This window comes from Streptosporangium sp. NPDC006007, from assembly GCF_040614315.1.
Classification (GTDB): Bacteria; Actinomycetota; Actinomycetes; order Streptosporangiales; family Streptosporangiaceae; genus Streptosporangium.
Genome location: NZ_JBEXUG010000013.1, coordinates 147,112 through 157,478, shown reverse-complemented (window position 1 = coordinate 157,478; position 10,367 = coordinate 147,112). Strand labels below are relative to the sequence as shown.

At 68.8% G+C, this 10,367-nt stretch carries 12 protein-coding genes; all 12 read left to right on the top strand.

What is annotated here, in order from left to right:
• A partial coding sequence (locus ABZ194_RS13570; protein WP_355594591.1) for a zinc ribbon domain-containing protein occupies positions 1-183 on the top strand: 183 nt, incomplete at its 5' end.
• A 112-nt stretch (positions 184-295) separates the two neighbouring features.
• Positions 296-2,059, top strand: coding sequence for a hypothetical protein (locus ABZ194_RS13565; RefSeq protein WP_355595743.1), 1,764 nt, complete (start codon positions 296-298; stop codon positions 2,057-2,059).
• 10 nt (positions 2,060-2,069) lie between these two features.
• Positions 2,070-2,450 carry a hypothetical protein gene (locus tag ABZ194_RS13560; protein WP_355595741.1) on the top strand — a complete coding sequence of 127 codons (381 nt, stop codon included), beginning with the start codon at positions 2,070-2,072 and terminating at the stop codon, positions 2,448-2,450.
• Between the two features lie 112 nt (positions 2,451-2,562).
• Positions 2,563-3,828 (top strand): serine hydroxymethyltransferase, encoded by a 1,266-nt coding sequence (glyA, locus tag ABZ194_RS13555; RefSeq protein ID WP_355595739.1) that lies wholly within the window; start codon positions 2,563-2,565, stop codon positions 3,826-3,828.
• A 57-nt stretch (positions 3,829-3,885) separates the two neighbouring features.
• Positions 3,886-5,193: an MraY family glycosyltransferase gene (locus ABZ194_RS13550; protein WP_355595737.1), complete on the top strand. Its 1,308-nt coding sequence runs from the start codon at positions 3,886-3,888 to the stop codon at positions 5,191-5,193.
• 152 nt (positions 5,194-5,345) lie between these two features.
• Positions 5,346-5,762, top strand: coding sequence for a hypothetical protein (locus ABZ194_RS13545; RefSeq protein WP_355595735.1), 417 nt, complete (start codon positions 5,346-5,348; stop codon positions 5,760-5,762).
• A gap of 85 nt (positions 5,763-5,847) precedes the next feature.
• The gene (locus tag ABZ194_RS13540; RefSeq protein WP_355595733.1) at positions 5,848-6,063 is read left to right on the top strand and encodes an AtpZ/AtpI family protein; all 216 of its coding nucleotides are present in this window, start codon (positions 5,848-5,850) and stop codon (positions 6,061-6,063) included.
• 65 nt (positions 6,064-6,128) lie between these two features.
• On the top strand, positions 6,129-6,923 hold the full coding sequence (gene atpB, locus ABZ194_RS13535) for a F0F1 ATP synthase subunit A (protein WP_355595731.1): 795 nt from the start codon (positions 6,129-6,131) through the stop codon (positions 6,921-6,923).
• A gap of 63 nt (positions 6,924-6,986) precedes the next feature.
• A complete protein-coding gene (gene atpE, locus ABZ194_RS13530; RefSeq protein ID WP_355595729.1) occupies positions 6,987-7,214 on the top strand; it encodes an ATP synthase F0 subunit C in 228 nt (75 codons plus the stop codon).
• Positions 7,215-7,248: 34 nt separating this feature from the next.
• On the top strand, positions 7,249-7,797 hold the full coding sequence (locus tag ABZ194_RS13525) for a F0F1 ATP synthase subunit B (RefSeq protein WP_355595727.1): 549 nt from the start codon (positions 7,249-7,251) through the stop codon (positions 7,795-7,797).
• Positions 7,798-7,882: 85 nt separating this feature from the next.
• A complete protein-coding gene (locus ABZ194_RS13520) occupies positions 7,883-8,692 on the top strand; it encodes a F0F1 ATP synthase subunit delta (protein ID WP_355595725.1) in 810 nt (269 codons plus the stop codon).
• 23 nt (positions 8,693-8,715) lie between these two features.
• A complete protein-coding gene (gene atpA, locus ABZ194_RS13515) occupies positions 8,716-10,365 on the top strand; it encodes a F0F1 ATP synthase subunit alpha (RefSeq protein ID WP_355595723.1) in 1,650 nt (549 codons plus the stop codon).
• Positions 10,366-10,367 lie beyond the last annotated feature (2 nt).

Here is a 10,367-nt window from a genome sequence, read left to right as displayed (position 1 = left end):
GTGAACCCCGCCCACACCTCCCGCACCTGCCCGCGCTGCGGGCATGTGGCGAAGGAGAACCGCCTCACCCAGGCCTCGTTCGTCTGTACGGCGTGCGGGCACACCGCGCACGCCGACGCCAACGCGGCGATCAACATCCTCAGGGCAGGGCTTGCCCTTCGCCGGGCTACGCAGGCGGCTTAGCGAGAAGCCGCTCCCTTCAGGGAGCGGAGGAGTCACATCGTCTGAATTATCGTCGTGACGCGCGGCTGTCCCACCGGTACCGTGAGGTGGCCGACACATCCGGGAGACGTCCATGGGCAAGTTAGACGGAATGGACCCCAAGCTGGTCCGTGATCTGCTGTCCGAGGTGCGACAGGCGGCGGAGCAGATGAGAACCGCCGAGGGCCGGGTCGCCCGGCTGATGAGCGCGGCGGGTCTGTCCTCGCAGTCCACCCACCGGCCGTCCCAGGTCGCCGACGCGTGCGAGGAGATGGTCCGCGACGTCTCCTCCCGGGTGGAGCTCCTGGAGAGGAAGGTCAGGCAGGAGGGCGCGTCCCAGCCGGGGGCCAAACTCGGGGAGCCGAAGGCCGAGACGCCCAAGGTCGCCGACGCGCGGGGCGAGGCCCCCCAGGCCGAGGAGACCAAGGACGGGGCCGCCAAGGCGGAGACGCCCAAGGTGGCGGACGCGCGGGGCGAGGCGTCGAAGACGGAGACGCCCAAAACCGAGACGTCGCACGACTCCGGGGCCAGGCCGGACACGCCGAAGGCCGAGGATCTCAAACCCGCCGTCCGGCCGGAGGCCGGCGGTCAGCACGACGGTGGTCAGCAGGGCGGGGGGCAGTCGTCGGGCAACACCCCGGAAGACGATCGGAAGCCCCACTCCCAGCCGGACGCGAAGCCCGACACCGGATCCGACCCGAAGCCCGACTCCAAGCCGGAGAACGGCTCCAAGGGGGAGGAGACGTCTCCCAGGGACGGCCACTCCGGCTCCGACGGGTCGAAGGACCGGGGCGCCGACTCCGGCGGCTCGGGGAAGGACACCGACGCCAAGGCGCACCCCTCCGCCAGGAACGACGCCGACCCCAAGGGGGACGCCGGTTCCAAGGGCGACGAGCGCTCGCCCCGGGACGGGCACTCCGGCTCCGACTCCGGGGGGCAGGGGAAGGACACCGACGCCAAGGGGCAATCCTCCGCCAAGGTCGACGCCGACCTCAAGGACGCCGACCTCAGGGGGGACACCGGCTCCAAGGGCGACGAGACGTCTCCCCGGGGCGACGGCAAGATCGAGATCCTGGACACCTTCCGGAAGGACCACCCCGACGACATCGACCAGACCGGCGGGCCGCGCCCGCAGGTCGTGGATGTGCACGGGGTGAAGATGCTGCAGATCCCGCTCGACTCGCCCAGCGCGGCCGAGGTCGGCGAGTTGCTGAAGCACGTCGAGGACCTCCCGCTGCTGGACGACCCCTCGGCCGCGACCTCGGCCGACCCCCTGACCGGCGGGGGCTCCGGCGTCGACGGCGCGGGATCCGACCGGCCGGGCCAGGTCGAACCCAACGAGGCGCTGAAGTCGGTCAAGCCCGCCTTCCCGGTGCCCGACACCGCCGAACCCGCCCTCGACCAGGGCGGCCGGCCGCCGGGCACGGGCGGCGAGACCGTATCCCCGCTCGTCGGCACCCCCTTCGACGACACCGGCACCCACTCGGGGGGGACGCATTCCACGGGGACGCACTCGGGCGGCACCCATTCGACGGGGACGCACGTCACCGGTGGCACGCACGTCACCGGCGGCACGGCCGAGGGAGTGCTCACCCAGTGGGCGGAGGACGGCGACGCCGGCTCGGCTCAGGCGGGCCCGGTGAGTCCCGACGCGTCCGGGGCGTTCGCCGACAGCGGGTACCGGGCCGGACCGCCGGATGGTCCGGACGTACCGCTCCGTGCGGGGGAGACGGGAGACGAGGGCGTGTGGTCCACCGCGGACGCCGGTTCCGGCGACGCGGCGGACGACGTGGATTCGGGAGATCCGCCGCGGTCGGCCCCGCCATCCGGTGGCGGCCGGTCCGGTGGGACGGAGTGAGGAGCCTGTGATGTTCGTGGATCCGCCTGCCCCGCAGCCGTTGCGGCCGGGGGAGACCCCTCCGGCGTCGGCGGCCCCCGGCCCGCTCTCCGCCGACGCGGTCACCTCGTGGGAGTTCAACCCCGAGTACCAGCGCCTGGTGATGATGTGGCGGCAGGTTCTTCCCGCGCTGGACACCCTGACCGCCACCCTCGACAAGGCCTACCGGCTGGCCAGGAGCAGGGACGTCTGGGACGCCCCTGTCTCGGGACGCTACGTGGAGGACATGACGGAGTGGCGTACCCGCCTCGGCCTCTACCGCCAGGCCGTCCTCACCTCGATCAGCGATCAGGCGGCCGACACCCCCCGATGGGTGCCGGTCAACGCGGGGGCTCCGCACGCGTTCTCCTGAGAAAGACCTTTTCCGGTGAGACGTTCCTCATCTGAGAAACGCCCAATTGACGTGGGAAAATGAGGCATCCGGGCATACAGTGAGGTGAGTCGTCATCCCCGGGATGTGAGTCATGGGTGCTGAGCCGTACTACGGGCCCGACTTCGGCCTCCTGCAGCAGCGGGATCCGGAGGTCGCGCAGGTCCTGGTGGACGAGCTCGACCGGCTCCGTGACGGCGTCCAGCTCATCGCGAGCGAGAACTTCGCCTCGCCCGCCGTGCTCGCCGCGCTCGGATCGACGCTCACCAACAAGTACGCCGAGGGGTATCCCGGCAGGCGCTACTACGCCGGCTGCGAGGTCGTCGACCGGGCCGAGAACCTCGCCGTCGACCGGGCCAGGCGGCTGTTCGGCGCGGAGCACGTCAACGTGCAGCCCCATTCCGGCGCCTCGGCCAACATGGCCGCCTACGCCGCGCTGCTCCAGCCGGGCGACACCGTGCTGGCCATGGCGCTCTCCCACGGTGGACACCTCACCCACGGCTCCAAGGTCAACTTCTCCGGCCGGTGGTTCGACGTCGTCGCGTACGGCGTGCGCAGGGACACCGAGCTGATCGACTACGACGAGGTCAGGGAGCTGGCGCTCCGCCACCAGCCCAAAATGATCATCTGTGGTGCCACCGCCTACCCCCGGAAGATCGACTTCCTAGCCTTCCGGGGAATCGCCGACGAGGTGGGCGCCTGGCTGCTCGCCGACATCGCGCACACCGTCGGGCTGATGGCCGGGGGCGCCCTGCCGTCCGCCGTGCCGTACGCCGACGTGGCGACCTTCACCACGCACAAGGCGCTGCGCGGTCCGAGAGGCGGCGGCATCATGTGCACGGCGGAGCTGGCGGCCAGGGTCGATCGGGCGGTCTTCCCGTTCGTCCAGGGCGGGCCGCTCATGCACGCGGTGGCGGCCAAGGCGGTGGCGTTCGGTGAGGCCCTCCGGCCGGAGTTCGCCGGGTACGCGCACCGGGTGGTGGCCAACGCTCAGGTGCTGGCCGACGCGCTGGCCGCGGAGGGCATGCGACCCGTCTCCGGGGGTACGGACAGTCATCTGGCCCTGATCGACCTGCGGGCCACCGGGGTGTCCGGCGCGGCGGCCGAGCAGCGGTGCGCCGCCGCCGGGATCACACTCAACCGCAACGCGATCCCCTACGACCCCGAGCCGCCCACGGTGACGTCGGGGATCCGGGTCGGCACCCCCTGTGTCACGACCCAGGGGATGGGGGGTGAGGAGATGAAGGAGGTGGCCTCCATGATCGCGCGAGTCATCCGCAACCCCGACACAGTGGGAGAAACCATGGAACGGGCGCGGGAGCTGGCGCGGGGTCATCAGGTATATCCCAGGGAAGTATGAGGCGTTCTGTGTTGTTTTTTGGTCACAGTTGGCCGACCTATCAGCGAAACTAGGTCCGTGCGCGAATACCTACTCATGGCACTGGTCGCGGCAGCGGTGACCTACCTTCTGGTCCCGCTGGTCCGCGTTTTCGCCATCCGCATCGGCGCGATGCCGGAGGTCCGTGACAGGGACGTGCACACGATCCCGACGCCCCGGCTCGGCGGCCTGGCCATGTACGGCGGGCTGGTGGCCGGCCTGCTGGTGGCCGGTCGCCTGCCGTACGCCGGGGGCAAGCTGGCCGAGGGCGGCTTCGCCGACGGGAACACCGCGATCGCGCTGATCGCGGCGGGGGGGCTGATCACGCTGACCGGCTTCCTGGACGACTGGCTGGGGATGAGCGCCCTGGTCAAGCTGGCCGGGCAGATCGGCGCCGCGGCCATCATGGTGGCCTACGGCGTCAGCCTGCCCTGGTTGCCCATGCCCACCGCGCTGGGCGGGCAGGTCAGTCTCGACTCCACGCTCGGCCCGCTGATAACGATCATGGTCGTGGTCGTGATGATCAACGCGGTGAACTTCGTCGACGGGCTGGACGGGCTGGCGGCCGGGATCGTCGGCATCGCCGCCATGGCCACCTGGACCTACTCCATCATCCTGTCGAAGGACTACGGCAACACCAGCATCAACATCACGGCGGTGATCACTTCGGTGCTCATCGGGGTGTGCCTCGGCTTCCTGCCGCACAACTTCCATCCGGCGAAGATCTTCATGGGCGACACCGGGGCGATGCTGATCGGCCTGGTCCTGGCCTCCACGATGATCACCATCACCCCGCTGGACTCGACCACCATCAACCGTTTCCCCGTGGTGCTCCCGCTGCTGGTGCCGGTCGCCATCCTGGTGCTGCCGCTGCTCGACCTGGTCATGGCGGTGGTCCGGCGCACCTCCAACGGACTGTCGCCGTTCGCGCCCGACCGGGGCCACCTGCACCACCGGCTGCTGGACATCGGCCACTCGCACCGGCGGAGCGTCCTGATCATGTACGCTTGGACGTTCCTGTTCGCCTTCGCCGTCGTGGCGATGTCCGTTGAGGGCGTCCCGCTCGTGCTGTTCCCGCTGACCGTGCTGCTGGCGGTCGGCGTGCTGGTGGTCATGGCGTTGCCGCACTGGCGCACCCGCCGCGGCGGTGGCGGGGGAGCGCATGCCGCGGGGCGTCACAGCCGTTCCGGGCGGGAGCCCGCCAGGCGGATCCCCCCGCTGCCGTCGCAGGCCCCCGGCCCCCGGCGCTCCGCGGCCGACGACGACACCGCGGTGCTGTCCGCGCTGCCCGATCTATCACTCACCGCTCCCGGCCAGGGGTTCTCGAAGCCTGAGACGCTCGACTGACCGCCTTCCGGAAATATCTTGATCGTTTACTTGAAACGGCAGGTAAAGGTGCTCTTCCAAGAGCTTGTGATAGCTTTCACTAGCAGCGACCCGGTCACACGGGCCCTGTAAGGTAGCAATCGCTCGCTTGATAAAAGTTACTTGGAGTGTCGATGCAGGCCGACGACGTGCGCCTCCTGAAAGGGGCCGCGATACCCACCCTCCTGGTGGGGGTGGTCGCGGTCGTTGTCGCCGCCCTCCTGGCCTCCGGCGAGGGGGCGCTGGGCGCGGCGATCGGAACGTTCGTCGTCTGCGTGTTCTTCACCGTCGGCCTCGTCGTGGTCTCCTTCGCCGGCCGCATCTCACCGGTGGTGATGATGACGGCCGCCGTGCTGTCCTACGCGGTGAAGGTCCTCGTCCTCATGGGTCTGCTCAAGGCGTTCAAGGACGTCACCGTGTTCGAGCCGAAGGCGTTCGGCGCGGCCGCCGTCGTCGCCGTCGTCGCCTGGACGGTCGGTGAGATGCGAGGTTTCATGAGGCTCAAACTCCTCTACGCCGACCCCGGCGGCGAGTCCCCCGGGCCCGGGTGAACGGCGATGGGGCGTAAGATCCTCGCGGGGCCTACCCAGCCCGATATGACTAGTCCTGATGGTGGCTGCTATCGTCATGCCCGCGATGAGCGAGAAGAAAATCCGACCCGAGGACGACGCCCGCGACTTCGCCGGCGCCGCTTGGTCGATCCCCAGCTATCTCCTCTCCGGGATGGCTCTCTACGGCGGTGCCGGGTGGTTGCTGTCAAAGTGGACCGGTGTGATCGTCTTCACGCCGATCGGGTTGATCCTCGGTGTCGCCCTGGCCGTCTATCTGGTCTACCGGAAGCACGGTCGCTAGCCTTCGGCGGCGGTCGCTTCGCCGACGACCATTTCGATTCACTACCACGCTGAAGGGAACGCCGCGTGAGCACGCTGACGCTCCTCGCTTCCGGGGAGGACAAGTTCACGCCTCCGGGACTTGAGCTTTTCGACTCCCCGCCGATCATTCCAGGCGTCGTCTGGTTCACGAAGCCGGTGCTGCTGGCGCTTTTGAGCACGCTCATCGTCGTGGCCTTCTGCTGGTCCGCCTTCGCCAAGCCCAAGCTGGTGCCCCGGGGGGCCCAGAACATCGGCGAGATGGGCTACATGTTCGTCCGCGACCAGGTCGCCCGGCCGTTCCTCGGCAAGGACGCCGACCGGTGGATGGGCCCGCTGCTCAGCATCTTCCTCCTGGTCTGGGTCTGGAACCTCATGGGGGTCCTCCCCCTTCTCCAGTTCCCCGTCGCCTCGCACATCGCCTTCCCGATCGTCCTGGCGCTCGGCGTCTACTTCCTCAAGCTCTACCTGGGCATCAAGCACCAGGGGCTGATCGGCTACTTCAAGAACATGATGTTCCCGCCGGGGCTGCCCAAGCCGATCTACCTGCTCCTGGCACCGATCGAGCTCCTCTCCACCATGATCATCGCGCCTTTCACGCACGCGGTGCGGCTGTTCGCCAACATGTTCGCCGGCCACCTCATCCTGGCGTTCTTCAGCCTGGTCGGCTTCTGGTTCCTCTTCGAGAAGCTCACGCCGCTCGGTGCCCCCATCGGCGTAATCGGTGTCGTCATGACGATCGCCATGACCGGTTTTGAGATGTTCATCCAGTTCCTGCAGGCGTTCCTCTTCGCCATGCTCGCCGCGATGTACATCGGCAACTCGCTCCACCCCAGTCACTGACCCCTCTCGAATATCCAGACCGGTGGAGAGGATTCCACCGGCCGACCAGTAAAGGAAATGACAATGAGCGTCCTCGCTGAGGTCACCGGCTCCATCGGTTCCATCGGCTACGGCATCGCCACGCTCGGCCCCGGCATCGGCGTCGGCCTCATCTTCGGTCAGGGCGTCCAAGCCATCGCCCGCCAGCCCGAGGCCTACGGCCTCATCCGCCAGAACATGCTGCTGGGCTTCGTCCTCACCGAGGCGCTGGCCCTGATCGGCCTTGTCGCACCGTTCATGTTCGGCAAGTAAGACGCAGGAAAACCACTGACGGAAGGCTGCATCAATGATTCAGGCAGCTTCACTCCTGGCGGCGGCGGAGGGGGCAAACCCTCTCCTTCCGCACCTCTACGAGCTCGTCGTCGGAGTCTTCGCGTTCCTCGTCGTCCTCGTCGTCGTCGGCAAGATCCTTACTCCGCGCCTCCAGAAGACCCTGGCCGAGCGGACCGAGGCCATCGAGGGCGGGATCCAGAAGGCGCAGGACGCCCAGGTCGAGGCTCAGGCGCTGCTCAAGCAGTACAAGGACCAGCTCGCCGAGGCTCGTCACGAGGCGTCGCGCCTGCGTGAGGAGGCGCGCGAGCAGGGTGCGCAGATCAAGGCCGAGCTCCGTGAGGCGGCCCAGGCGGACGCGAGCCGTCTCATCAAGGCGGCGCACGAGCAGATCGAGGCCGACCGCCGGCAGGCGTTCGCCCAGCTCAGCAGCGAGATCGGCCGGATCTCGGTTGAGCTCGCCGGCCGCATCGTCGGTGAGTCCCTCGAAGACGAGGTGCGCCAGCGCCGCACCGTCGACCGGTTCCTGGAGGAGCTTGAGTCCACCAACGCGGCGGTTCGCTGATGGTGGAGCGAGCCAGACTCAGCGAGCGCCGCCGTCCGCGAGAGACGGACGGGCCGCGTAGCGAGCGAGAAGTGGTGAGCGACCGATGAGAGGCCTGAGCAGGGCTTCGCTCGCCGAGGTCGAGGAGCGTTTCCACGCCGTGGCGGGAAGCGCCGACCTCGGCTCGCTGGCCGACGAGCTTTTCGCGCTCGCCGACCTGTTCGACCGCGAGCACGGGCTCCGCCGCTACCTGTCCGACCCCGCCCGCCCGGCGGCCCAGAAGGCGCAGGCCGTGCGGGTCCTCCTGGACGGCAAGGTCAGCGACGCCGCTCTGGAGACGGTCGTCCAGGCCGTCTCCGTGAAGTGGTCGCGCGCCGGTGACCTCGTCGACGCCCTTGAGCGTTTCGGCGTCACCGCCGCCTCGGCCGAGGCCGAGGCGCAGGGCAGGCTCGACGACGTCGAGGACGAGCTGTTCCGGTTCGGGCGCATCGCCGCCTCGGACCTCCCCCTGCACCGGGTCCTGTCCGATCCGGCCGTGGCCGAGCAGGCCAAGCGGGAGCTGCTCGGCTCCCTGCTCGCCGGCAAGGTCGTGCCCGCCACTCTCCGCCTGGTGACACAGGTCGTGGTGCATCCGCGAGGACGTAGCCTGGACAGAGGGCTGGACGAGTTCGGCAGCCTGGTCGCCGCCCAGAGGCAGCGCCTCGTCGCGGTGGTGCGCAGCGCCGTCGAGCTCTCCGAGGAGCAGAGGCGACGTATCGCCACATGGCTGAGCACCTCCTACGGCCGAGACGTTCATGTGAACGTCGAGGTGGATCCGCGAGTGCTCGGAGGGTTCTCGGTCCAGATCGGGGACGATCTCATCGACACCACCGTCGCGGGACGAATCGAAGAAGTCCGCCGCCGGTTGGCCGGCTAGGCGAATAGGGAGACTGAAGAGAGATGGCGGAGCTTACGATCCGGCCGGACGAGATCCGGGACGCGCTTGAGCGCTTCGTCCAGGCGTACGAGCCGGAAGGCGCCGCGCGCGAGGAGATCGGGACCGTCGTCGACTGCGGCGACGGTATCGCCCATGTCTCCGGCCTTCCCTCGGCGATGGCGAACGAGCTGCTTGAGTTCGAGGACGGCACGCGTGGCCTGGCACTGAACCTGGACGTCCGGGAGATCGGTGTCGTTGTTCTGGGCGACTTCAGCAAGATCGAGGAGGGCCAGTCGGTCCGCCGGACGGGCGAGGTCCTGTCCGTGCCGGTCGGTGACGCCTTCCTCGGCCGAGTGGTCGACCCGCTGGGTGTTCCGATGGACGGCAAGGGTGCCATCGAGTCCGAGGGGCGGCGTGCCCTGGAGCTCCAGGCCCCGTCCGTGGTCCAGCGTCAGCCGGTGAAGGAGCCGCTGCAGACCGGCCTCAAGGCGGTCGACGCCATGACGCCGATCGGCCGGGGCCAGCGCCAGCTGATCATCGGTGACCGTGGCACGGGCAAGACCGCCATCGCCGTGGACACCATCCTCAACCAGCGGGAGAACTGGCTCTCCGGCGACCCCGAGAAGCAGGTGCGCTGCGTCTACGTCGCGGTCGGGCAGAAGGGCTCCACGATCGCCCAGGTCAAGGGCCGCCTTGAGGAGGCGGGCGCGATGGAGTACACCACCATCGTCGCCGCCCCGGCCTCCGACCCGGCCGGTTACAAGTATCTGGCGCCCTACACCGGTTCGGCCATCGGCCAGCACTGGATGTACCAGGGCAAGCATGTCCTCATCGTCTTCGACGACCTGACCAAGCAGGCCGACGCCTACCGTGCGGTCTCGCTGCTGCTGCGCCGCCCGCCCGGCCGTGAGGCGTTCCCCGGCGACGTCTTCTACTTGCACTCCCGGCTGCTGGAGCGTTGCGCGAAGCTGTCGAAGGAGATGGGCTCGGGCTCGATGACCGGCCTCCCGATCATCGAGACGAAGGGCAACGACGTCTCGGCGTTCATCCCGACCAACGTCATCTCCATCACCGACGGTCAGTGCTTCCTGGAGACCGACCTGTTCAACTCGGGCGTGCGCCCGGCGATCAACGTCGGTGTCTCCGTCTCCCGAGTCGGTGGTTCGGCGCAGATCAAGGCGATGAAGAAGGTCGCGGGAACGCTCCGCCTGTCGCTGTCGCAGTTCCGTGACCTGGAGGCCTTCGCCTCCTTCGCCTCCGACCTGGACGCGGCGTCCCGCGCCCAGCTGGAGCGGGGCCAGCGCCTGGTCGAGCTGCTCAAACAGCCCCAGTACACCCCGTTCCCGGTCGAGAAGCAGGTCGTCTCGGTCTGGGCCGGCACCACCGGCGAGCTCGACGACGTCCCGGTCGAGGACATCCGCCGCTTCGAGACGGACTTCCTGGACTACCTGGCGCGTGACCGCAAGGGCGTCTTCGACAGCATCCGCGAGACCAGGGATCTGACGGACGACACGGTGACATCGCTCAAGGACGCCATCACCGAGTTCAAGAAGACCTTCGAGACCTCTTCGGGTGAGCTGCTGGTCAACGAGGAGCCGATCGCGGCGCTCGACGCGGCCGAGGTCGGCCAGGAAAAGATCACCAGGCACGTCCGTACGGCTGAGAAGAAGTAGCC

Coding starts and splice junctions, on each gene's coding strand:
- ABZ194_RS13565 (WP_355595743.1), top strand. CDS start 296: ATGGGCAAGTTAGACGGAATGGACCCCAAGCTGGTCCGTGATCTGCTG.
- ABZ194_RS13560 (WP_355595741.1), top strand. CDS start 2,070: ATGTTCGTGGATCCGCCTGCCCCGCAGCCGTTGCGGCCGGGGGAGACC.
- glyA (WP_355595739.1), top strand. CDS start 2,563: ATGGGTGCTGAGCCGTACTACGGGCCCGACTTCGGCCTCCTGCAGCAG.
- ABZ194_RS13545 (WP_355595735.1), top strand. CDS start 5,346: ATGCAGGCCGACGACGTGCGCCTCCTGAAAGGGGCCGCGATACCCACC.
- ABZ194_RS13540 (WP_355595733.1), top strand. CDS start 5,848: ATGAGCGAGAAGAAAATCCGACCCGAGGACGACGCCCGCGACTTCGCC.
- atpE (WP_355595729.1), top strand. CDS start 6,987: ATGAGCGTCCTCGCTGAGGTCACCGGCTCCATCGGTTCCATCGGCTAC.
- ABZ194_RS13525 (WP_355595727.1), top strand. CDS start 7,249: ATGATTCAGGCAGCTTCACTCCTGGCGGCGGCGGAGGGGGCAAACCCT.
- ABZ194_RS13520 (WP_355595725.1), top strand. CDS start 7,883: ATGAGAGGCCTGAGCAGGGCTTCGCTCGCCGAGGTCGAGGAGCGTTTC.
- atpA (WP_355595723.1), top strand. CDS start 8,716: ATGGCGGAGCTTACGATCCGGCCGGACGAGATCCGGGACGCGCTTGAG.